The 23,073-nt window shown below is 68.9% G+C and carries 19 protein-coding genes and 1 pseudogene; 14 read left to right on the top strand and 6 right to left on the bottom strand.

The genetic code is table 11. The features are described from left to right. Positions 1-272: 272 nt before the first annotated feature. A complete protein-coding gene (locus tag AQJ27_RS45475; RefSeq protein ID WP_067383238.1) occupies positions 273-1,886 on the bottom strand; it encodes an MFS transporter in 1,614 nt (537 codons plus the stop codon). A gap of 14 nt (positions 1,887-1,900) precedes the next feature. After that, on the bottom strand, positions 1,901-2,284 hold the full coding sequence (locus AQJ27_RS61045) for an isochorismatase family protein (RefSeq protein WP_067383235.1): 384 nt from the start codon (positions 2,282-2,284) through the stop codon (positions 1,901-1,903). A 106-nt stretch (positions 2,285-2,390) separates the two neighbouring features. Between AQJ27_RS61045 and AQJ27_RS59560 the strand changes: the two are divergent. Then, positions 2,391-3,067: pseudogene (locus AQJ27_RS59560) on the top strand (transposase); the annotation flags it as partial. A gap of 2 nt (positions 3,068-3,069) precedes the next feature. Here AQJ27_RS59560 and AQJ27_RS45465 read toward each other — a convergent pair. Beyond that, positions 3,070-3,990 carry a helix-turn-helix transcriptional regulator gene (locus AQJ27_RS45465; RefSeq protein ID WP_067383230.1) on the bottom strand — a complete coding sequence of 307 codons (921 nt, stop codon included), beginning with the start codon at positions 3,988-3,990 and terminating at the stop codon, positions 3,070-3,072. A 6-nt stretch (positions 3,991-3,996) separates the two neighbouring features. On the opposite strand from AQJ27_RS45465, the gene AQJ27_RS45460 reads away from it, so the two are divergent. The 3 genes from AQJ27_RS45460 to AQJ27_RS45450 all read left to right on the top strand — a co-directional run bounded on the left by AQJ27_RS45460 (position 3,997) and on the right by AQJ27_RS45450 (position 7,272). Continuing rightward, positions 3,997-5,562 (top strand): MFS transporter, encoded by a 1,566-nt coding sequence (locus AQJ27_RS45460; protein ID WP_235613909.1) that lies wholly within the window; start codon positions 3,997-3,999, stop codon positions 5,560-5,562. 191 nt (positions 5,563-5,753) lie between these two features. Beyond that, a complete protein-coding gene (locus AQJ27_RS45455) occupies positions 5,754-6,560 on the top strand; it encodes a hypothetical protein (protein ID WP_159064583.1) in 807 nt (268 codons plus the stop codon). Positions 6,561-6,612: 52 nt separating this feature from the next. After that, positions 6,613-7,272, top strand: coding sequence for an SDR family NAD(P)-dependent oxidoreductase (locus tag AQJ27_RS45450; RefSeq protein WP_067383224.1), 660 nt, complete (start codon positions 6,613-6,615; stop codon positions 7,270-7,272). A gap of 301 nt (positions 7,273-7,573) precedes the next feature. Here the strand turns inward: AQJ27_RS45450 and AQJ27_RS45445 are convergent, their stop codons facing one another. After that, on the bottom strand, positions 7,574-8,335 hold the full coding sequence (locus tag AQJ27_RS45445; RefSeq protein WP_067383221.1) for a DeoR/GlpR family DNA-binding transcription regulator: 762 nt from the start codon (positions 8,333-8,335) through the stop codon (positions 7,574-7,576). Between the two features lie 89 nt (positions 8,336-8,424). On the opposite strand from AQJ27_RS45445, the gene AQJ27_RS45440 reads away from it, so the two are divergent. The 3 genes from AQJ27_RS45440 to AQJ27_RS45430 all read left to right on the top strand — a co-directional run bounded on the left by AQJ27_RS45440 (position 8,425) and on the right by AQJ27_RS45430 (position 11,165). Continuing rightward, positions 8,425-9,627, top strand: coding sequence for an MFS transporter (locus AQJ27_RS45440; RefSeq protein ID WP_235613910.1), 1,203 nt, complete (start codon positions 8,425-8,427; stop codon positions 9,625-9,627). Between the two features lie 31 nt (positions 9,628-9,658). Then, the gene (locus AQJ27_RS45435) at positions 9,659-10,291 is read left to right on the top strand and encodes an HAD-IA family hydrolase (protein ID WP_067383215.1); all 633 of its coding nucleotides are present in this window, start codon (positions 9,659-9,661) and stop codon (positions 10,289-10,291) included. Positions 10,292-10,712: 421 nt separating this feature from the next. Next, entirely contained in the window at positions 10,713-11,165 is a 453-nt protein-coding gene (locus tag AQJ27_RS45430) for a nuclear transport factor 2 family protein (protein ID WP_067383211.1), read from the top strand. 290 nt (positions 11,166-11,455) lie between these two features. Here AQJ27_RS45430 and AQJ27_RS45425 read toward each other — a convergent pair whose 3' ends face one another. Then, on the bottom strand, positions 11,456-12,064 hold the full coding sequence (locus AQJ27_RS45425) for a TetR/AcrR family transcriptional regulator (RefSeq protein ID WP_067383208.1): 609 nt from the start codon (positions 12,062-12,064) through the stop codon (positions 11,456-11,458). Between the two features lie 46 nt (positions 12,065-12,110). On the opposite strand from AQJ27_RS45425, the gene AQJ27_RS45420 reads away from it, so the two are divergent. From AQJ27_RS45420 to AQJ27_RS45400, 5 genes are all read left to right on the top strand, one after another. Next, the gene (locus tag AQJ27_RS45420; RefSeq protein ID WP_067383348.1) at positions 12,111-12,575 is read left to right on the top strand and encodes an SRPBCC family protein; all 465 of its coding nucleotides are present in this window, start codon (positions 12,111-12,113) and stop codon (positions 12,573-12,575) included. 1,484 nt (positions 12,576-14,059) lie between these two features. Then, positions 14,060-15,808 carry a bifunctional phosphatase PAP2/diacylglycerol kinase family protein gene (locus AQJ27_RS45415; RefSeq protein ID WP_067383205.1) on the top strand — a complete coding sequence of 583 codons (1,749 nt, stop codon included), beginning with the start codon at positions 14,060-14,062 and terminating at the stop codon, positions 15,806-15,808. Further along, positions 15,809-16,762 carry a YihY/virulence factor BrkB family protein gene (locus tag AQJ27_RS45410; RefSeq protein ID WP_067383202.1) on the top strand — a complete coding sequence of 318 codons (954 nt, stop codon included), beginning with the start codon at positions 15,809-15,811 and terminating at the stop codon, positions 16,760-16,762. After that, positions 16,763-17,575 carry a phosphatase PAP2 family protein gene (locus AQJ27_RS45405; protein ID WP_067383199.1) on the top strand — a complete coding sequence of 271 codons (813 nt, stop codon included), beginning with the start codon at positions 16,763-16,765 and terminating at the stop codon, positions 17,573-17,575. Positions 17,576-18,256: 681 nt separating this feature from the next. After that, positions 18,257-19,069, top strand: coding sequence for an acyl carrier protein (locus AQJ27_RS45400; RefSeq protein WP_067383196.1), 813 nt, complete (start codon positions 18,257-18,259; stop codon positions 19,067-19,069). Positions 19,070-19,447: 378 nt separating this feature from the next. Here the strand turns inward: AQJ27_RS45400 and AQJ27_RS45395 are convergent, their stop codons facing one another. After that, positions 19,448-20,107, bottom strand: a complete 660-nt coding sequence (locus AQJ27_RS45395; RefSeq protein ID WP_067383193.1) for a TetR/AcrR family transcriptional regulator — start codon at positions 20,105-20,107, stop codon at positions 19,448-19,450. Positions 20,108-20,325: 218 nt separating this feature from the next. Between AQJ27_RS45395 and AQJ27_RS45390 the strand changes: the two genes are divergently transcribed. After that, a complete protein-coding gene (locus AQJ27_RS45390) occupies positions 20,326-22,566 on the top strand; it encodes an MMPL family transporter (RefSeq protein ID WP_067383190.1) in 2,241 nt (746 codons plus the stop codon). A gap of 158 nt (positions 22,567-22,724) precedes the next feature. After that, positions 22,725-23,006 carry an SUKH-3 domain-containing protein gene (locus AQJ27_RS45385; protein ID WP_159064582.1) on the top strand — a complete coding sequence of 94 codons (282 nt, stop codon included), beginning with the start codon at positions 22,725-22,727 and terminating at the stop codon, positions 23,004-23,006. The last annotated feature ends 67 nt before the right edge of the window (positions 23,007-23,073 follow it).

Below are 23,073 nucleotides of genomic sequence, written 5' to 3'. Positions count from 1 at the left end.
CCACGACATGGCCTGTGAAGTCCGTCGTCGTCTTCGCCTCTCCTGCTGCGTCGGCTGTTTTCGTCGGCGTTCTTCTCGTTGTATTTCGAATGGCGCAAATGAGCCAGAATGGAGAAGTCGATTGACCGATCAATGCCAAATGATCTTTGAGACTGCCGGAAGTGGGACAGTGCGCTGGGATGGTGTGGGTCCATGGTGTGGTCTCTCCTGGCAGTACCGGTGACGGGAGCTCTGACAGGAGATCGCTGTCGACCCCGGCGTCCCGGCCGGAGTCAGCCGCGAGCCGCCGCCGAGCGGGCCGGAAGCAGATGGCGCGACCGGGGCTCGGTGCGCGACAGGGCCCGCACCCGGTCCAGGAGCTGCTGGTCGAAGCCGGTGGTGCGCTCGTGATGCTGCCTGAGATGCTCGTCCCAGGTGGGCACTTCGAAGACCTCGTACAGCTTCGCCGGGTCCGACGCGTCCTGGTAGAGACGCCATCGGGTCGCACCGGTGCGGAGGCGGGAGCGGGACAGCCGCTGGGCCGCCTCCAGGAACTCGGGCAGATCCTCCGGGGTCACCTCGTAGGCGATTTCCACCAGGACGGGTCCCGTGTCGCCGACCGCGTCGAAGACCAGGGCCGGCTCCGGCCAGTGGGCCGAGACGGTCCGGTCGAGCGTGCCGGTGCCGGGCAGCAGCGGGAACAGCGGGAGGCTCGCCGTACCCACCACCAGCAGAGAGGCGGCCAGCACCAGCGTTCCCTGGGTGCCCAGCGGGCGCGCGACCAGGCCCCAGAGCAGCGAGCCGAGGCCCTGGCCGCCAAGGAAGACGATCAGGTAGGCCGCGAGGGCGCGGGCCCGGACCCAGGCGGGAAGGGTCAGTTGCATGGAGGTGTTGAGTGTCGACAGGGTGACCAGCCAGCCCGCCCCGGTCACGACCGACACCGCGGCGACGACGGGCAGGCTCGCGGAGAGTGCGGTGATCAGGGCGCCAGCGCCGTAGAGCAGGCCTGAGAACAGCAGGAGTTGATTAGCCGTCAGCGCCTTGCGCAACCGCCCCATTCCCAGCGCTCCGCCGACCGCGCCTGCCCCGAGTGCCGCCAGCAGCAGACCGTAACCGCCGGAGCCCTGGTGCAGGTGCTCACTGGCGATCACGGGCAGCAGGGCCCACAGGGCGCTGGCGGGCACGACGAACAGAGCGGCCCGCCACAGGATCCGGCGTACGCCCGGGGCGTGGCGCACGTAGCGGCCGCCGGCGTGCAGGGCGGCGAGGACCGCCTCGGGCGCCGTGTTTCTCTCCTCGGTCCGACGCCAGCGCAGCAGCGCAAGAATCACGGCGGTGAACGAGACCGCGTTGATGCCGAACAGCACCCAGGTGGAGGTGACCGTGAGCAGCAGGCCGGCGAGGGCCGGGCCCACCGCGCGAGCCACGTTGACGCTGAGGCTCCCCAGGGCGGCGGCTGCCGGGATCTGCTCCCTGGGCACCAGTTCGGGCTGGATCGCCTGCCAGGCGGGGTTGCCGACGGCCTGCCCGCAGCCGAGCAGGAAGGTGAACGCGATGAGCACGGCGGGGGTAGTCCGTCCGGTGGCGGTCAGCACGGTCAGCAGCGCCGCGAGCACCGTCATCGCGCTCTGGACACCGATGAGCAGCCGTCGCCGGTCCATGACATCGGCGAGCACGCCCGCGGGGAGCGACACGAACATCACCGGCAGCAGGCTCGCCGCCTGCACGAGCGACACCCAGGTGGCCGCGCCCGGACGGTGCACCAGCATCCACTGTGCCCCCACCGACTGCATCCAGCCGCCGACGGCCGAGCCCAACTGGGCGGCCCAGAGCATGCGGTAGGTCGGGTCGCCCAGGGGCCCCTCGCTGACACGGGTGCGTTGCCGGTTCGCGCTCACGACTCCCATCCAACACCTCTCACTCACGCTCCTTGTTGCTGAATCCCGCACTCACACGATTGGCGCCCTGTCCCCAAGCGCCCATGGGGTCGCGGACGATGTCCATGACAGCGTCGTACGATCGCGGCCTCGTGGGCCGCGGTGCTCGACCCGGCGGAGGCGTCGACGACGGCGAACACCTCGTACCCGGCTTGGGTCGCCGACAGCGCGGGGAAGGTAAGGCGGACCTCGGTCCACAGGCCGGCCATGAGCAGGGGGCGTCGGCCGATGGCCTCGACGGCAGCCCGAAGGGTCCCGTTCCGCCATGCGTTGATGTGCAAACGGTCAATGATCTCGGTGTCCGGCAAAGTGCGCGTGATCTCCGGGGTCAAGGGGCCAGAAGAGGTCTCGAACGAACAAAGGGTCATCTGCGCGGCTTCATCCCCTGGATCGTGTCCGGCGTCGTCTCGTCCTTCGACTGGCGCTGGGGTGCGATCGGGGGGCTCTTCTCGGCCCTGCTGCTCCTGTTGCGTGGAGGACCTGGTCCCGCTGGACGCGGGATACGACGCTCCGCGCATCGCCCACTCGCCGACGGGGCTGCCTGTCGAGATAGTCTGGCGCCCCCGTTCGGACCGCGTGATGCGGCGGCCGACACCGCAGCGGGTCCACGACCTCAAGGGTGGCCGGCCGCCCAGCACGGTGGCGAGTTCGTCTTCGGCCACCCGGCAACCTGGGGCACCGAGCAGACGGTGACGGCCTCGGACACGCGACTCCATGGGAAGGGCAACCGCTCAGGCGTCGGACCGGCTACACCCGCGCCTGACCCGTCGGGCCGCATGGCCTGACCACGACGGCCCGCTGCCCACCATCGAGGGCACCGTCATCCGACTGGTCGTGGAGAAGTCGCCCAGCGGCCGGGTCAACAAGCCGGTATGGCTGTGGTGGTCGGGCACCGGCGCGCCCGAAGCGCATGTCGACCGCTGCTGGCAGTCCTTCCTCCGACGCTTCGACATCGAGCACACGTTTCGCCTGTCCAGCCAGACACTCAGCTGGACCAGGACCCGGCTCCGCGACTCGGAAGCGGCCGACCCGTGGACGTGGTTGGTAATCGCCGCCTATGCCCAGCTCCGGCTCGCCCGCCCACCGACCACCGACCTCCGGCGGCTTGGGAAAGGCCGGCCGAACCGAACAGACTGCCGACCCACAGAGTCACTCACTCGACTCTTCTCACGCCGAGGTTAGACGGCAAGCTCACGGCGCGGGCCGAAAGTGGGGGCCGGCTGACCAAGGTGGCGAGACGTCGTTCGGTCTCAGAATCGGCCGGGGTAAAGACCTGTAGGCGGTGGCCCGACCGTGGTGCCAGCCAGGTGTTGGACACCTCGAAGTGGAGCTCACCGACGATGGCGTTGCGAATCGTCCGAACTCCGGAGTCCTCGACCTGCGCAACCGTGTGACGGTCCCATAGTTCGGCGAACTCCGGGGACACTGCCCGAAGCCGGGACACGAGGTTCCGCCACAGGGGGTCACCGACGTGGTCGGCCATGGCGACTCGTAGGTTGGCGACCATGCGCGCGGCGGTGGCTTCCCAGTTGACGATGCTCTCCCGCCAAGCCGGGTGGGTGAATGTCAACCACACGCAGTTGCGCTGGTCTCTGGGTACATCGTCCAGGTCGGTGAGCAGCAAGCGGAGCGCAGTGTTGTACGCGAGCAGGTCGTATTTGCCGCCTTGCACACAGGCGGGGTACGGATCCAGCTTGGCCAGCACTGCTCGCATCTGCGGCGTGACGGCGTCGCACTCTGTTGTCGTGGTGGGATCCGGGGCGCCGGCCAGAGCGAACAGGTGACTTCGCTCGTCATGGTCGAGTTGCAATGTCCGTGACAGCGAATCGAGTACCTGATCGGAAACCTTGATGTCGCGCCCCTGCTCGAGCCACGTGTACCAGGTCGTACTCATCCCGCCCAGTTGCGCGACTTCTTCCCGGCGCAGGCCCGGCGTGCGGCGACGGCCGGTGTAGATCACTCCGGCTTGCTGGGGCGTGAGGCGCTCTCGTCGGCTCCGAAGGAACTCGGCCAGTTCTGCGCGCCGCAAGCTGCCAGGATCCTCGGGGCCGGCAGACGATATCGCTGTCGCCATCCTTGCTTGTCCTTCCAGGCTGGTAGGGGTACTACCAGTATAAATGGTTGCTGGCTACTAGGTTCCCTCCTACCTATCGTCGACGCCATGCGCACCGTCGTCCACCGCCGCATCGACCCCCAGGCCACCAAGAACCACCGCCTGAAGAGCCGCCTGACCAGCGACCACGGCGCCCGCAACCTGGGTCCTGTCGGGATCATGGTTCTGCTCATCGGCGTGTTCATGCCGCAGGCCGACTACTTCATCGTCAACGTCGCCCTCCCCACGATCGACCAGTCGCTCCACGCATCCTCCGGAGCCCTCGAGCTGATCGTGGCCGGGTACGGCACTGTCTACGCGGCGCTGCTCGTCGTCGGTGGCCGTCTCGGCGACATAGTCGGCCGACGCCGCGTCTTCGCGATCGGCCTCGCCGGCTTCACGACCGCCTCACTGGCCTGCGGGACGGCGCCGGACGTGTGGTTCCTACTCGGCGCCCGTCTCTTGCAAGGCGCCTGCGCGGCACTCATCGTCCCCCAGGTCCTTGCCACCTTCCATGCCACACTCCAAGGGTCCGAACTGCACCGCGCTCAGAGCCTCTACGGTGCAGCCGCCGGGCTGGCCATCGCGGTCGGCCAACTCGCCGGCGGGCTCCTGGTCACCATCAACATCGCCGGCACCACATGGCGACCGATCTTCTGGGTCAACGTCCCCATCGGTCTCGCCACGCTCATCGCCGTCCCACGATTCGTGCCCCCGACACGCTCCAAGCACCCCGCGACCATCGACACCCGTGGAACTCTGCTCTTCGCCGCCACGCTCGTCGCTCTGCTCGTGCCCCTCGCCGAAGGCCAAACCGTCGGGTGGCCGGCATGGACCTGGATCCTCCTCGCATGCGCACCCATCCTCGCGTTCATCACCATCGTCTTCGAGCGTCGCTTCGAGCGCAGCGGTGGAGTCCCGTTGCTGCCGCCATCCCTCCTGAAAACCCGGTCGATGCATCGAGGACTGCTCCTACAGCTCCTGTTCATGCTCGGCTACGGCGCACTCATGTTCGTGTTCGCGCTCACGGTGCAACACGGACTGCACGCCGGCCCGCTGCAAAGTGGCCTCGCCATCGTCCCCATGGCCATCGCCTTCTTCATCGGCTCGCTCCTCACGCCCAAGGTCGTCAGACGGTTCGGTGGCCGCATGACGGTCGCTCTCGGGGCAACGGTGAACGGGATCGGACTGATCGGCCTGGTCGTCGTCGTGACCGACAAGTGGCCACACGTCAGCCTGCTCTCCCTGGCCCCTGCTCTGGCCGTTGTCGGGTTCGGCCAAGCTCTCGTGTTCGGATCGCTGTTCCGCCTCGTGCTGTCCGACGTTCCGCTCCATCACGCCGGTGTCGGTGGAGGGGTACTCGTCACCATCCAGCAAAGCGGCCTTGCACTCGGCGTCGCCACGATCGGCACGCTCTACCTCGGCCTTGAGAACCACGGCGTCTCTCAAGCCTTCGCCGCCGCTGGTGCCGCTCAAATCGCCATCATGGCTGTCCTCGCGCTCGCCAGCCGTGCCATGCCGCCATCGGCCTCCCGCTCGCCGGAGGCCGAATAACAGGTGGTCGCGGGATTCGGTGCCGGCCGTCGGTCGGACGACCAGTGAGGACTGGGATCTGAATGTCTTCAGAACGTGGTGGTGAACCAATCTGTACCACGATGAGCTGGGGCTTTCTCGGTGCCGTGGCGTGTGGGCGGGGTCTGCGGAGCAGCCGTTCGGCAGTGAAGCCGGTCGTGGAGGTGCGGTTCATGCCGCCGGTGATCGCGTTGCTGGAACATCGCGAGCCGTGGGCCCGGGAAGATCTGGATGCCTGGATGGAGCGGCTGCGCGAGGCGCAGGAGCATGCGGCGGTCTGCCGGGAGCGCTTGGACTACGCCTGGATCGGCCAGGAGGAGGTGTTGTGGGCGCTGCCCGAGGAGGACGAGGCCGTGGCCGGGGCGCGGGAAGCGAAGGCGCTTGCGACGCCGCCCGCTTCGGCGGGTTCCCGGGCGGCCGAACCGGGCCCGGACGCGGCGGCCGACGCCTCGGATGGGCCGGTAGTGCCGACGGGTCTGCCCGCGGGCCACGACCCGCGGCCTCCGGTGCGGCGGGCAGGAGGGCGCCCAGAGGTGCTCGCGGGGCAGCACCAGCAGCCCTTCGCGGCGGTCCTCGCCCGGACCGAGCCCGTCTCGGCACGGGAGCTGACGACCTGTCCGGGCCGGGACGCGCAGCGGTTGAACGAGGTGGAGAAGGTCCGCCACCGCGCGTATGCGCTGAAGGTCCGCGGCTGGCCGGCCCGCCTGCCGGGCGGCCTGTTCACCCCGGCTGCGGGCCCACCGGGGCGGGCGGACGTGCCGTCAGGTCGCGTTTCCCGCGGCGAGCGGCACGTCGGCCGACGAGTGTTCCGCAGACTTCACAGGAGCCTCGGTCACCGCCGTCGGCTTCGGGACCGCCCTTCCGGCCTGAACGTGACACCGACGCTGTCCGTCAAAAGCGGAACAAGCTCATCCCCCGGGCTGTTGGTTGCTACGTCGGACCAGGCTCCGCCAGGCTCGCCCGCCCTGGTGGCGACATAGGTCGGCGCACTGTCGCGCCCCATATCAACACTCAGTAGAAGGAGTAGAGATCATGACTAAGGGATCCGCGCTAATCATCGGAGTCGGCCCCGGCCTCGGCCTGGCCCTTGCGGAGGCCTTCGCCAGGGACGGCCACCCTGTGGCGTTGTTCGGACGTGACGCGGCGCGCCTGGACAAGTACGCGTCTGAGCTGAACGCTGAGGGCCGCACAGCGCGCGCCTACTCGGTGGATGCCGCCGATCCCGAAGGCTTGGAGGCCGCGCTCAAGCGCGCCGCAGACGAGTTCGGGTCACCGGAAGTGCTCGTGTACAACGCGGCCCTGATGAGCCCTGATACGCCCACCGAGCTGGATGCACGGGAGTTTGCACACACCCTCGCGGTCAATGTCACTGGAGCCGTGGTCGCGGCCCGGACGGTCCTCCCGCTCCTGCGTGACGGCCGAGGGAGCCTGCTGTTCACCGGTGGCGGTTTGGCTCTGGACCCCTCGCCCGAGTACACGTCTCTGTCGGTGAGCAAGGCGTCGCTGCGGGCATACGTCCAGTCTCTCCACAAGCAGCAGCAAGGCTCCGACGTGCACGTGACCACCGTGACGGTCGGTGGTTCCATCGGTGGTGACAACCCGCGGTTTTCTCCCGACAAACTGGCCGCAGCCTACCTGAACCTGCATCAGCAGCCGCAGGACGAGTGGCAGGCCGAACTCCTCTACACCTGATTACGTGAAGCCGGTTACGACATTGGGGACAACTGGGCCATGACGTGAGAACGGCCGCAGTGGTTGGACACGTGAGGAAGCGTGGCCGGCCCGTGCGGCCTGTTCCCGTTGCGCCTGTCTGTCACCCCCATTGCAGCCTAGGACTCGCGAGAGTGGCCAACTTGGGCCGTGACGACAGGAATCGGGACGCCCCGGGCCACCCACTGAGCCTGGATTCGCCACGCGGTAGTCGGCCTGTGGACGACGAAATGCGAAGAGGCGCCTGCGGGCCTGCGATGGTCGGGAGTTCCTGCGCTTCTTGTCAGACGGCCTTGACGACGATCCCAGTGCCTTCGAGCGCGATGACCTCGTCGACGGGTGCCGCGGTGTCGGTGACGAGGGTGTGCAGGAGCGTCGAGGGACCGACGTAGGCGTACGCGGTGTGGCCGAGCTTGCTGCCGTCGGCGGCAACGATGATGCGGCGTGTGGAGGCGATGCCGGCCTTCTTCACGGCCGCGTCGTCGAGGTCGTACGCGGTCAGGCCCTGGGCTGCGCTGAGACCGCAGCAGCCCATGACGGCAGTGTCGAAGCGCAGTGCCGCCAGGGACGCAAGGGTGAGGGGGCCGGTGAGGGCTCCCTCGGCTGCCCGAGGCTGCCCGCCGGGCACCATCAGTGTGGCCGGGCCCGGGCCCTCGCTGAGTACGTGGATGGCCTGCAATGACAGGGGCATCACAGTGACCGGTCGCCGGCGCAGCAGGTGGGCGATCTCCAGGCAGGTGGTGCCGCTGTCGAGGAGGACGGTCTCGCCGTCGGCGATGAGCGAGGCCACCTCGGCGGCGATGCGGCGCTTGGCGTCGACGGCCTCGTGAGCACGCAGCGCGAAGGGCGGCTCCTCGCCCCTGAGCAGCAGGGTGCGCGCACCGCCGCGGACGCGTTCGAGGACGCCTTGCGCGGACAGCGCGTCGAGGTCGCGCCGGATGGTCATCTCGGAGGCGCCGGTCAGTTCGGCGAGTTCCTGGACCGTGATCCTTCCCGTCTCTCTGACGGCCTGCGCGATCATCCCGTGCCGGTCTGCGTTACTCATACCGCGATTGAACACCACACGAAACAAACATTCAATGTGTGCGAAGCAACAGTATTCAACCGCACAATATGTTCGTTACGGTGGCTGTCATGAATGATTCGCTTCGAGCCGCCCGAGTGGCGACCTTTGTCTACTTCAGCCTGTGCGGCACTCTGATGGGCACCTGGGTGGTGAACATCCCCGCCATCGAGGAGCGCGTGGGCATCACTCACGCGACGCTCGGTGGACTGCTGGTGCTGCTGGGGCTGGGGGCCTTCATCGGTATGCAGGTGGCCGGGCGTCTGACTGACTCTCTCGGGGCGCGCATCGTCGTCCCCGCCACCGGCGTGCTGTGCAGCGCGGCCCTGGTGCTGCCCGGACTTCCCCGGGAGCCGTGGACGCTGGCAGGCGCCCTGCTGGCCTTCGGATTCTGCAACGGCTGCCTGGACGTGAGCATGAACGCCCACGCCGTGCACGTGGAGAAGGCGTACGGCCGCCCCGTCATGTCGGCCTTCCACGCCACGTTCTCGGTCGGCGGCGTCCTCGCCGCGCTCGTCGGAGCGGCTACGGCGAGCGCCGGCCTCAGCCCGGCCGCAGGCATGGCCGCCATGGGAGCCCTGGGTATCGCGATCGCCCTCGTATCGGCACGCGCCCTCCTGCCGACCGCACCCACCACTGCCGACACCGGCTCCGCGGAGGAGACCGAGCAGGCGCCGGCCGCCGAGCACCGCGGCACCAGCAAGCGCATCTGGATCCTCGCCGCCCTGGCTCTCATGGTCATGCTGTGCGAGGGAGCCGCCAACGACTGGAGCGCGCTGCACCTCAAGGACGTCCTCGGCGCACCCGCGAGCACCGCCGCCTTCGCGTACGGCACCTTCGCGGCGACCATGACCATCGGCCGACTGCTCGCCGACCGCCTCGTCGCCAGGTTCGGATCCATGGCGATCCTGCGTCACGGCGCGGCGACGGCTGCCGTCGGCATCACGATCGTGACCGTCTCCCCGTGGATATGGGCCGCGTTCGCAGGGTGGGCGCTGTTCGGTCTGGGACTGTCCGGCTGTGTCCCGCAGTTGTTCAGCGCGGCCGGGCACGCCGACCCCTCCGCTGCAGGGGCCAATGTCTCCCGCGTCGCCGGGCTCGGCTACGTCGGCATGCTCGCCGGCCCCGCCGCCATCGGCTGGCTGACCCACCTCGTCGCCCTGAACCACGCCTTCGCACTGCTGATCCTGCTGTGTGCGATCACCGCCGTGGCCGCCGGGATCCTGCGCACCGGCTCCGACCGCACGCGCGAGATGGCAGCAAGTAGCAGCTGAACGCCCCTCGAGATCCGGAGGAACCACGACGATGTCCACCGACCGCAGCATCGTGCTGTTCGACCTCTTCGGGGTCGTCGCTCGCCACCAACGCCCAGGCGCCCTCGGAAAGATGGCCGCCCGCTGTCACACACCCACCGACGCCTTCACCACGGCCTACTGGGCCTGCCGCCCGCCCTACGACGCCGGTCAGCAGTCCGCGCCCGAATACTGGACCGCCGTACTGCGACGGCTGTCCCTGTCCGTCGACGCCGACACCATCGAGGAACTGCGCCTCACCGACATCGACAGCTGGTCACGCATCGACGAACCGATGGTCGCCTACGCCCAGTCCCTCCGCGACGTCGCCGAGGTCGCCTTGCTGTCCAACATCCCCTCGGACCACGCGGACGCCTTCCTTGCCGCGCAGCCCTGGCTGCACCATCTGGACCACGTTGCCTTCTCCGGGAAGATCAAAGCGGCGAAGCCGGCCCCGGCAGCCTTCCATCACTGCGTCGTCGCGATGCGGGCCGCCCCGGCCGACTTCCTCTTCGTCGACGACCGCGAGGAGAACGTACGCGCCGCGCAGGCCATGGGTATGAACGGACACGTCTTCACCGATCGCGACGAGCTGGCAGCCGTCATCGACGCCTGGTTGCCGACTCGAGGACTCACGTGGAGCTGACACATCCCTCACCACCTGACTCCTGGACCAACTGTCCCGGTACGCCGGCTCCGGCCGACCAAGAGCAAAGGGAAGTGCCGCGTTCGTGAGACCGAGCGGCTGTGTCGCCGTCTTGAGACAGCGGAAGAACCGCAGTTCAGCGAAGGCTGCCTAGGCAACGAGCGGCGAGATTCTACACCTTGCGGATTCTCATCCGTTGTCGTTCGTGCCGACGGATCCTGATTGCGGTGCGCCCCGAACGGGGGCGTGTCACATTCCGGAGGGCCCTGTCGTCGTACTGCTGAGACGAACACACCATCCAGCGAGCAGGAGACCCAGGGACGCTTGGCGGGACCGGCCGCAGCGCCGACGTGGAGGCTTCCGTCGCAGGGCGGACCGGTGTCGTTCGTGCACCGAGTCCAAGGCGATCAGGAGGAAATCGATGAGTGACTTTCAGGCCATCGCGGATCGTGTCGAGATCGAGGCGCTGCGCGCTGAGTTCACCGACGCGGTGATGATGCGCGACTACGACCGTATCGCTCTGCTGTTCACACCGGACGGCGTATGGCGTATGCCCAACATCCCCGTTGAACTCGAAGGGCAGGAGCCGATCCGCGCCTGGGGCAGGCGGGTGCCGGACGTTGTGGACTTTCTCGTGCAGAACACGCACCCGGGCGTGATCCGGCTCGACGGCGACACCGCGTCGGGCCGCGCCTATATGTCAGAGGTCGGGCGTGGCCGCGACGGCCGCGGAGGGCTGAACTACGCCATCTACCATGACCGTTACCAGCGCACCGGCGACGGCTGGAAGTTCACCGAGCGCGTCTACGAGGTCCGATACGAAGACGCCTCGCCGCTGGCCGCCTCACCGCCCCGCCCGGCTGAGGATGCGTGACCAGCCCACCCGGCACCCCAGCAGGCCAGAGAACCGCGACGCACACCACCGCCGACATCGCCGCAGGCCGGACGGGTGGACCGACCCGTCTCCGTCACCCAGTCCATACTCGAACTGCCCACCGGCGCGGACTGGAGGTACGAGATGAAACTCGATGGTTCTCCAGACGCTTCGGAGGTGTCTGGAGAGAAAGACTGCGATGCAGGTCGAGGCGTACGTCCGCCTCGGCGACCGTTGTTCGAACGGTGATCGCCGTCCGGCCCAGCCACGTGGCCTGATCGGCGACTCCGTCACTTCGAGCCGTAGTACAGCTGGAGGAAGTCCTCCATCGCCGCGTTGACACCGGCGCGGTCACCGGTGGCAAGCAGGTCGAGCAGCAGCCCGCGAACGGTGGCGAGTCCCAGCCTGGCGCGGTTCCGGGCCACGGCAGGGTCCGCCCCTGCGGCGACCTCGGCGGCCACGAGCGGCTCCAGCCAGTCGTTCACGAGCCCTTCGAGGAGCGGGGCTGCCTCAGGACGGCCCCGCAGCGCGTGCCCGTAGATTTCGAAGAAGAGCCGCTCCTGACCAGCCAGTCGAGGGTCCGTCAGTTGCTGCCAGAGGAGCCGCGCAGCATCGGCGGGTGAGAGACCGGGGTCCAGGCGGAGCCGGGACAGCAGGTCACGCTGGCGCTGCTCCGACGTCCGGACGATCTCGACGAGCAGGTGCTCCTTGGAGCCGAAATAGTGGATCAGCATGCGGTGACTGACGCCGATCGCGGCGCCCAGGCCGCGCAGGCTCAGGTCCGCGATGCCGTGTGCCGCGACGTAGTCGACGGCCAGGTTCACCAATTGAGCTCGCCGGTCCCCGTCCGTGCCGGGCGTTGCCTCGCCCTCAGGATGTAGGCCGTTCTTATTCACCACTTCACGAGTGTACCAATTGGTACATGCCCTGTGTACCGTGTGGTACATGAAGTCTGTCACCGTGTCGATCGACGTACCGCAGACGCCCGAGCAGGTCTACGACTTCCTCGATGTCATGGCTCACCACGAGCGATTCACCAACCACTACCTGACCGGATGGCGCTACAGCGGCCCCGATCGGGGCATCGGATCGTGTGCCACGGTCACAGCCGCGCTGGGCGGCGTGAAGACCGACGTCACCATCGAGGTCGTCGAGGCCGACCCGCCGCGGCGCATCGTCGAACAGAACGTCAGCGCGGCCGGCCGACGCCAGGCCCAGGGCACCTACACCATCGAACCGCTGCGGACTGGCGGGAGTCACGTGTCGTTCACGTACGCCTGGGCACGCGTCCCGCTCGCCGACCGCCTGCTGGGACCCGTCGTCCGGGCCACGATACGACGCGCCAACCGCACGGTCATGCAACGCCTGGCCACCGAGTTGGCTCGCCATGTGTCCGCTGCCGGATCCTGACGTCGGCACATGTCGGTTCTTCTGCCCGACGCAGGACCCGGGGCCCTTGGTGAACTGACGACGGGGTCCGGCTGCGCGCCCGCTCGGGTGCGATGTCACCGCCGCATGGGGAGACCTCGCCCTCGCCGGCCACCACCTCCCGGCGGGGACCGTCCTCGACGGCGTTATGTGACCTGTCGGTGTGTCTGAGCCAGTTGGTGTCGCACGGAATCCGCGGGCTGTTCGTCCGAGGCGGCGCGGCAAGGCGCTTCGGTCACGGCCTCTTTGCACTCCTGCCGGGTGGACAGCAGAGGGCGGGCCGGCCGCCCTGCAGCCGAAGCCGACGAGGCACTTCGGGAGTGCCGAATGCCGTCATGTCTCCCCCGGCCGCGGCCGTGAACTCGGCACCCCGGATGCGGCCCATACCCGGCAGGTTGGTGATCGCTTGAAAGGTGTGACGGTCCCGGGAGCGTGCCTCGATATCCGGGCGGTCGTCGCGGCGCCCCGGCCAGGCCGGACAACCCGGCGATTGCGGAGCCAGGTCTCTAGCCGCTTCCTCCCGACGCGGCGGATGACTGCAGACGTCCAGCGCCCCCGGGCGACGAGGAGGTCACGGACTTCCTGTCCGGAGTCGCTGGTGGTCAGGGCGCTCTGGACGCCCGGACATCCATGGGGATGGGCCGGGCGGGTGGTGGTTCGAACGGTGCCGGCCAGGATTGCGGTGGCGACGCCGAGGGCGGTCGGCAGGACGCTGGCAGAAGGGACCGATGATGCTCCTACGGATCGGCACATGCGGCACACGAATATGCGGGCTCACGAGTCCGGAGGCCGGAGATGTGTCGACGAGCGCTGGCCTCTCTCGGCCCACCCCGGCGTCGCCAGTGGTACGCCAGGGATTCCACCGTCCGTTCGAAGCGGCTGCGCAGTCGCCGGTCGACCCGCTTAACCAGCCTAGGCGCCGGGGGACTTCGGACTGCGAGTGCCGCCGTCGCAGCGGGCGATGTGGGAATCGTTCGCCACGTGACGCGATGCGTTGCCGCCGGCGTGCAAACTGGCCAAGACGCCAAGACGCGCGGACGAGGCGGCGCGAGGAGACGCCGGCCGGGGTTCCTCCACCGACCGCTGACCGACGCTGTTCGCCGGTAACGGTGACGGCGTTCCTGTCGGCCGCTGCCCGATGTCGTACGCCGGACAAGGCTGGTGCCCGGCCGCCGACCGACGTTGTTCTCCAGTGACGGTGACTGCCTGCCGGTCGGCCGACGACCGGCGTCTTTCCACGGTCGCGGCGGCTCCCGTCTGCCCGTGGGCGACGAGGACCGGCGTCGGGTCCCGGTCCGTCGACCGACGCCCCACCGGCACCTTCTGTGCGCGTCCGGCGCGCGGATTCGTAGATTCCCACGTCACGGAGCGTCTGCGCCTCCGTTTCGGGGGCACACGGCGGTGCACCGGGTGCGAACGCCACCCGGCCGAAGACCGCCGCGAGGCGCCGACCCGTGGGAGTCCCGATGCCGACCGCCGTGCCGGAGAGAGCCGCAGGAACGACTGGGGAAGGACCCGAAGCGATCCGGCCGGGCCGCTCGTCCGTCCTGCCCCGCGGTATCGGCAGGACCGCAGCGCGCATCGGCGTACTGACCATCTGCCAGGCCGCCCTGATGGTGGGCTTCGGGCTCCTGATCACGGGCCCCGCCCGGAACGTATGGCCACTGACGGTCGAGGACAACGTCAACGAGGGATTCGAGCGGATCCGTACGGGCCCGCTCACCACCCTGTCGTACCTCGGCTCAGAGGCGGGCAACACACTCACGGTGATCGCCATCACCCTGCTGAGCTGCGTGGCCCTGCTGCTCATACCCCGGCTGCCGATGTGGCGCGAGGCGGTCTTCCTCGCCGTCGCCGTCTCGCTCCAGTCACTGGTGTTCCTGGCCGTCACCGAGTCGGTGGACCGCACTCGCCCAGACGTGCACCGCCTCGACGCGTCCCCGCCCACGTCCAGCTACACCTCCGGCCACACCGGCGCGGCCACCGCGCTGTATGCCGGACTCGCGGTGCTCGTGCTGTCCCGGGTCCGCAGGTCGTGGCGGTGGCCGCTGGCCGGGCTGCTGTTTCTCATGCCGCTGGCCGTCGGCATCGCCCGCCTCTACCGGGGCATGCACCACCCCACGGACGTGCTCGGCGGAATGGCCAACGGCGTCCTGTCCCTGCTGATCGTCGGCGGTGCTCTGTTCACCGACCGGTCCGTGGCCTCCGTCCCCTCACCGCGGACCGGGCACACCGACGCGACCGCCGGGGCCGAGGAGCCCGAGCCCGGCAGCACCGCCGTGATCTTCAACCCCACGGTGACCGGCGAAGCGACCCGCGAGAAACTGCGGCGGATCCTCGAACAACACGGCCACCGCGCACCGACGTTCATCGAGACCACCGCCGACGACCCCGGCACCGGCCAGGCGGCCGGCGCGGTCCGTGACGGAGCGACACTGGTCGTGGTCTGCGGCGGCGACGGAACCGTCAGGGCGGCCGCGGACGCCCTGGCCGACAGCGGAGTACCGCTCGTCGTGGTGCCCTGCGGCACCGGCAATCTGCTGGCCCGCAACCTCGGCCTGTCGCTCACCCCCGCCACCGCGCTCGACGCCGCACTGTCCGGCACCCCGCACCGCCTCGACCTCGGCCGCGTCGAGGGCGACGGCCTCGCCCCCACCCACTTCGCCGCGATGTCCGGGGCCGGGCTCGACGCCGCGATGCTGGAACACACCGACGACCGCGCCAAGTCCGCCGTCGGCTGGCCCGCCTACCTCCTCGCCATCATCGGCTCACTCGGCACACCCCGGATGCGGCTGACGGTCCGGCTCGACGACGCGCCCGTCCTGCACCGTACGGCCCGGATGGTGCTCGTCGCCAACGTCGGCACCGTACAGGGCGGTCTCACGCTTCTCCCGGCGGCCCGGCCCGACGACGGACTGCTCGATCTGCTGATCCTCGACCCGCGAGGCCCCGGTGGCTGGATGCGTGCCTTGGGCGTCCTGATGCGCGGCCGCGGGCGCAACGCGCGGCTCATGACCGTGGACACGCTCGTCCCGGAGGGCACCGGTACGAAGGGGGTACCGGTGGAGTTCCTCACCTTCCGGCGGGCCGAACTCACCTTCGCCGCACCGCAGTCGCGTGAACTCGACGGGGACCCGGTGTCCCACGGCCGACGTCTCACCGCCGAGGTCAGGCCCGGCGCGCTGACCGTCCTGCTGCCCGCCCGGGAGAAGTGAATGGGAACCGCCACCAAGGTCCCCGAGACCCGCGCCATGACCGGCGACGAACTCTCGGCCGACGAGGCACTGACGTCGCTGCGCCGCTACGGCCGCTGGCCCCTGCTGCGCGACTCCTTCGTCCGGTTCCGCTACGCCGACGGCTTCAGCCACTCCCGCGCGCTCGCCCTCCAGACGGTGTTGGCGGTGATCCCGCTGGCCATCGCCTTCGTCGGACTCTCCACCGCGCTGCACACGGAGAACATCGGCAGACTCGCCGAACTGACCATCCACCGGATCGCGCAGGGGCCCAGCGCCGACGTCGTCGACGACGCACTGGACCGCAGCCGCCACAGCGCGGGCGACGGTGACCAGATCGCCCTCTGGTTCGGCCTGGTCTTCTCACTGGTCAACGTCACCACCGCGATGTGCCAGATCGAACGTGGCGCCAACCGGATCTACGGGAACGAACGGGACCGCCCCTTCCACCAGAAGTACCTGCGCGGGCTCGTGATGTCCCTCAGCGCCGGGATCCCGCTCGGCCTCGGGTTCATCGTGATGGTGGCCGGCGGCGACCTGGCCGCCGCGGCGGTGACGGTGTATCACCTCGACGGCGACGCCAGGACCGTCTGCGAGATCCTGCGCTGGCCCTTCGGCCTGCTGCTCGCCCTCCTCTCGGCCAGCGCGATCTTCCGCCGTTCCCCCCGGCGCCGACAGCCCGGCTACACCTGGCTGGCCTTCGGCGCCGCCGTGTACCTCGTGCTGTGGACGGCCCTGACCTGGTTGCTAAGCCTGTACCTGGGCATCAGCGGGTCATTCGACACGGTATACGGCCCGCTCAGCGCGTTCATGTCGCTGCTGCTCTGGGCCTACCTGACCTCCATCGCCCTCTTTCTCGGGCTGTCCTTCGCCGCGCAGTTGGAGGCCTCGCGGGCGCTGCGGCCCGGTCCGATCACAGCCGACCCGGGAGTCTGAATGGTGGTCCGCGCCATGGCCCAGCGCCTACGTGACCATCGCCGCCGGGCAGCCGATCGGAGATTCGGCATCCACCTGCTCGGTTCGGCCGCCGTCGCCGCCTTCGCCGCCGTCCCTTTCGGCCTACTGCTCGTCCTGGTCGAGGGGCACTGGCAGCCGCTGCGCCGTCTCGACGTGGGCGCGGCACGGCGGTTGAACGAGACCGCCCTCGAACACCCGGCGTGGACGGACACCCTTCGTTTCCTGTCCGACCGGGTGTGGGACCCGTTCACCCTGCGGACGGTCGTCGCGCTGCTGACTGTGTGGCTGTTGTACCGCCGGGCCTGGCGACTCGCCGCCTGGTCCGCCGTGACAGCCGTGGCCGGCGGACTCGTCGGGCTGCTGGTCAAAACGGTGGTTGAGCGGGCCAGACCGGCCCTGGAGGACCCGGTCGCGCACGCACCGGGATTTTCCTTCCCTTCGGGGCATGCGATGACCGCGACCACTTCGTTCGCGATCCTGCTGCTGGTCCTGCTGCCCCTGGTGCCGCGCGCGCTGCGGGCGCTGTGCTGGTACGCCGCGGTCGCGTCCGTGCTCGGCGTCGGCTTCACCCGGATCGCGCTCGGCGTGCACTGGTTCAGCGATGTCGTGGGCGGCTGGCTTCTGGGCCTCGCCGTCGTCGCCCTCACCACCTGGGCCTTCGAGGCCTGGCGCACCGACGCGGGCCGCGGACATGCCGGATTGAGAGAGGGTCTGGAGCCCGAACTCACCGGTGCCCACCCTGAACCGGGCTCCTCCGGCCGGGAACATTGCGACGGGTCCGTACGCGACTGACGGCCGAGTCCGAGAGATTCCTGAACCGGGCTGCTTCAAAGGGGAGTTCGACAGGGGAAAGGGACCGGGGGCCATCGGGTCACCTCGTCCGTGCGAGAGCCTGCACACTCCGGGTCCGTGAGCGACGTACCGAGGGAGGTGTCGAGGGTGTGGTCGTACACCGGGGCCGCTTCTTCGAGCAACTGGCGTTCCTCGGTGGTGATTTCGACCCCGCTGGAGCGTCGGCCCGTCGGATCGCCGCGGCGTACGCACTGGCCCTGGCGCTGTACACACAGGCCCAGGCACTCCAGGCGGTCGATGGCCTGGCTCGTCGCTCCGACGTTGAGGGCGAGCGCGTCGGCGATGTCCTAGACCTGGCAGGCGGGTCGTGCACGGCCACCGTCAGAAGGGCACGCAGGCCGTTCAGGGGACAGCGATCTGGGCTGAACCGGCCTAGTCCCCCCCACATCCCCATACCCCACCCGCCGAGGGCAATGCGGGGCGTCCTGCGGCCGACGTCCAGGTGAACCCGCAACCCGGACAAATCCGCCTCCCGCCACAGCCGCGTAACAGCGGCCGCACGGAGCACAACTCCCGCCCCACCCCGCCGGTCGAACCCGCTGCGTCGCACACCTGCGCCGCGGCGGAACCGGTGCCGCCCGGCGCAACTCCATTACTCCCGACCAAAGTTGGAGTCGACCTGTGCCAAGGAAGTCCCTGCCGACGCGGCTTGCCGCCACCGCCGCGCTCCTGCTCGCCGCAGGTGCTCTGTCCGCGTCCGCCGCCTCGGCGCAGCCCTCGGACGCCTCCCCCGGCGACGCCTACGTGCTGACCGTGACCACCAACCCGACCAGCACCGACTACGACCACCGCCACGTCGACGTCACCGGCACCGTCACCAAGGCCGACGGCACCCCGGCGCCCAACATCCCCGTCACCGTCCAGGAGGTCGTCCAATTCACCACCTGGAACCCGTGGGGCGACCCGATCGACCCCAACTACTACGAGCCGCGTGACCTGGGCAAGCCGGTCACCGACGCAAGCGGGAAGTTCACCGTCCCCGACGTCGACATCGACCACGTGACCGGCAGCAGCCTGCTCAACGTCCAGCACGGCGTACAGATCACCGCTCTCTACGACGAGGACGGCGACCTCAACACCCCGCAGGACGGCTACTTCGCGGACACCACCGTGGCCGCCAACGCCAAGTCCAGCTCCGTCAGTTACCGGGTCAACAAGAAGAAGGTGAAGGCGGGCGACATCCTCACCGTCCTGGGCAAGGTCACCCTCCCCAAGGGGGTCGAGCCCGGGGGCGCCAAGGTCTTCCTCCAGACCTACTGGGAGAGCGAGTACCACGTGAAGACGACCACCGAGGACCACGGCTTCTTCGTGCTGTCCGTGCGCGTTTCGCGCGACGACGACACGTTCAAGCTGCGCACGGCTCCGACGGACCTCTATGTGGCGGGCGCGGACCAGCCGCTCCCGATCACCAACACCTCGCTCCCCCGCACGTAACCCTCCGGAGGAGGCGAAGTTCTTGGGTTCAGTCGATTGACCCCTCGAACTTGATCACCGAGAAGCGAACTGTCTGACACAGAGGCGGCCTTCGTCTGATCCTGTGCTCGGTCACAGAGGCATAGGAACGGCGCGAAGGCCGTGGGCATGAGTCCGGCACATCAGGGCACCCTGAGCGATGCGTTCTCGGGAGTGTCCCACGTCCGGTCGGAGTTGTACGCGTGCATGCCCTCGCGGGGCGACGCGTTGCTGCGCATGGACGGAGCCCGCCGCACCCGCCTTTCACCGAGCCCGCCGCTCTTCTGGCGGGCCTGCGCGGCAGCCGCTGCCGACGCGCACCACCGGCGAGAGCTGAGTGGGTGGCAGAACAAGGCGCCTTTAGGACTTCGCGGGCACGCTCAGCAGGTCGGCCAGTTCGGCGTCGTAGAACCGCGCGGGGTCGAACCCCATCCCGGTGAAGTGGCCTGCGAGTTCCAGGGACAGGACGCCGTGCAGACGGGTCCAGAAGGTCAGGGCCCGGTGCAGCGTGGCGGGCGGGGCGGGGTGGTCACCCGCCCAGTCCCGGTGGTCGGCGAGGTGGGCATCAAACGGGGTCGCCGGGCCGTCCGCGGACAGTTCGGCGCACGCGTCGAGCAGGGACGCCATGATCTCGGAGGCGATCGCGGTGATGTCGTCCGGCGCGTGGTAGCCGGGGACGGGGGTCCCGTAGACGAGGAAGTACCGCTGGGGGTCCGCCAGGGCCCAACCGCGCAGCGCGTGCGCGAGGCCGGTCGGGTCGGCACCAGCGGTGCGGGCCGCACGGATGGTGTCGGCGAGGCTGCGGTACGCGTCCCTGACCAGCTCGGTGATCAGCTCGTCACGGCTGGCGAAGTACCGGTACAACGCGGGGCCGCTCATACCCATTCGCTTGGCGATCGCATTGAGGGAGAGCGCGGACGCCCCCGCCGTGGCGATCTGCTCCCACGCACGCTCCTTGATCTCCGCACGCACCTGGGCGCGGTAGCGCTCGCGTGGCGTCGTCGCCTCTGCTCCGTCCATGACCTGCCCTCCCTCACCGTCAAGTTAGAGGTTATCACGATGGTTATTGACACTCCCTTCGAAGGTGAGTTACAACTTCTAACGAACCCGAGAGCAGGTAACGCAAACCCTGACGAGGCATCAGGGGCCAAGAAACCTGGCGGGTCGCTGCGCCGGCTCCGCCGTACATCCGGCTGTTTCACGCCACTTCCACCGTAAGAACGCAAAGGAGAACGCACGTGTTTGAACGCTTGGCCGAACTTGCGATTCGCCGGTCCCGGCTGGTCCTCGTCATCGCCGCCGTAGCCGTGGCCCTCATGGGCGTGTTGGGAGCCGGCGCATTCGAAAAGCTGCGCGGGGGCGGCTTCGACGACCCCGCCTCCCAGTCCACCCGGGCCGCGAAGGTCATCGACAAGAAGTTCGGCGGAGAGACGAACCTGGTCCTGCTCGTCCAAGCCCCCGACGGCCGGGTCGACACCCCCGCCGCCAGGCAGAGCGGACAGGCCCTGGTGGCCGACCTCAGGAAAGAGGAGGAGCTCACCAACGTCGTCTCGTACTGGGACACGGGCAGCCCCGATCTCCGCTCCCGGGACGGCCACGAAGCCATGGTGCTCGCTCATGTGACAGGGGACGAGACACAGCAGCGGGAAAACGCCCGGAAGATCCTCGACGCCTACACCGGAACCCACAAGGGCGCACTCACGGTCCAGGCCGGAGGCGGCGCCGCCGTGGGCAACGACCTGTCGAAACAGGTGGTCGACGATCTGGTCCTGGCCGAGACCATCGCCATACCGCTCACCCTCGTGCTGCTCCTGTTCGTCTTCGGCAGCGTGGTCGCGGCCCTGCTGCCGTTGGCCATCGCCGTCATCGCCGTCATCGGCTCGTTCGCCCAGCTCTCCCTCCTCGGCAGCGTGACCGACGTCGCCGACACCGCGACCAACCTCACCACCGCCCTGGGCCTCGGACTGGGCATCGACTACGCCTTGCTGATGACCAGCCGCTTCCGGGAGCAGCTCGCGGCAGGGGCGAGCGTGGACGACGCCGTACAGCGCACGGTGCACACGGCCGGCCGCACCGTCGCGTTCTCCGCCGCGACCGTGGCGGCGGCGCTCGCGGCACTCCTGGTGTTCCCGCAGTACTTCCTGCGCTCGTTCGGCTTCGCCGGAGTCGGTGTCGTCGCCATCGCCGCCCTCGGCACCCTGTTCGTAATGCCGGCCCTGCTGGCCGTCCTGGGGCACCGGGTCAACAGCGGGCGGCTGCCGTGGGCGAAGCCTGGGCACTCCGGCGCCCGGGCACCGATGTGGGGACGGCTGGCCCGCTCCGTGATGCGGCGGCCCGCGCTCACCGCGCTCCCCGTACTCGCCGTGCTGCTGGCGGCGGCGAGCCCGCTGCTGGGCATCACCTTCGGCACACCGGACGAACGCGTCCTGCCCAAGGACGCCGCCAGCCGCCAGGTCTCCACAGCACTGCGGGCGAACTTCGACGGCAGCGAGGACTCGGCCGTCAACATCGTCATCGACCAGCCCGTGAACAAGGCCCCGCTGGAGTCGTACGCGGTCGAACTGTCCGGGCTCAAGGGCGTCGTACGCGTCGAGACCAGCACGGGAACCTACGCCGAGGGACAGAACACGGCGACCGCGCCCGGCAACATCACCCTTGGTCGGCCCGACGCGCAGCGCATCAGTTTGGTGAGCGCCCTGACACCGAAGTCGGACGCGGCCCAGAACCTGGTCAAAGAGGTGAGGGCACTCACCCCGCCCTCCGGGACACACCCCCTGGTGGGCGGAACCGACGCCGTACTGGTCGACTCCAAGGACTCCATCGGCGGCCGGCTCCCGATCGCCGTGGCCCTGGTCGCCCTCACCACCTTCGTCCTGCTCTTCCTGTTCACCGGCAGCGTCGTGCAGCCGCTGCGCGCACTGGTCCTCAACGTGATCAGCCTGGCGGCCACCCTCGGCGTCATGACCTGGATCTTCCAGGACGGCAACCTCTCCTCCCTGCTCGGCTTCACGGCGCAGCCGATGGAAATGTCGATGACGGTGCTGATGTTCTGCATCGCCTTCGGCCTTTCGATGGACTACGAGGTGTTCGTCACCAGCCGGATCAAGGAACTCCATGATCTGGGCAAGGACAACGAGACCGCAGTGGTCGACGGCCTCGGCCACACCGGACGCATCGTCAGCGCGGCAGCCTTCCTCCTCGCGGTGAGCTTCTTCGCCTTCGGCACCGCCAAAATCAGCTTCATGCAGATGTTCGGCCTGGGCAGCGGACTGGCCGTCCTCATCGACGCCCTCGCCGTACGCGGCGTACTCGTCCCCGCCGCCATGCGCCTGCTCGGCCGCTCGGCCTGGTACGCACCCGGCTTCCTTCGCAAGCTCCACGACCGGTTCGGCCTCAGCGAAGGCGGCCCCGAACTCACGGCCGCCGTAGAACCCGCGACAGCAACGTCGCCGTACGTGAAGGACGCGACGGGAGCCTGACCACCCAGCACCGCGCCGCAGTGTGCGACGGCCCGGACTCACTCCCCCGACGTTTCGTCAGCGTCGCAAGCAGTGAGTCCGGGCCATCGCACACTGCGTGCCGGTCTTTTCCGGAACACCCCATTGCAGGGAGGTTCAGTGAGGACATGGTGTGTTGCTTGGCCGCGCCCGTGATCAATGGAAGTTGCGTCGTTCGGACACCGTTCGAGTTCGATCCCGAACTGCTGGTCGGTGAGGAGGACCGGTTCATCGCGTGGAGCGAGGAAATCAGGCGTCACATCTTTCCGCTCGGCGAGCTCGACGAGGGGCGGCACTTTCTCGGCATTGACGAGTTCGGCGAGGTCTACCTCGTAGAGACGTGGGTAGCCAGTTTCGGTCAGATGCCGGAGGCCATGGCGAACCTGGTCCTCGGAGTCATGCCCCGTCGCCTCGCTGGCTGAGTCAGGATCTGGCTCTCCTTGTGTGAAGCGTGTCGCTGCGTATTCGATCCCGTTAGTGACGAAACCG

This window comes from Streptomyces olivochromogenes (assembly GCF_001514115.1).
Taxonomy (GTDB): Bacteria; Actinomycetota; Actinomycetes; order Streptomycetales; family Streptomycetaceae; genus Streptomyces; species Streptomyces olivochromogenes.
Note: the sequence above shows the minus strand (reverse complement) of the source record. Positions and strands in the feature narration are given on the sequence as shown.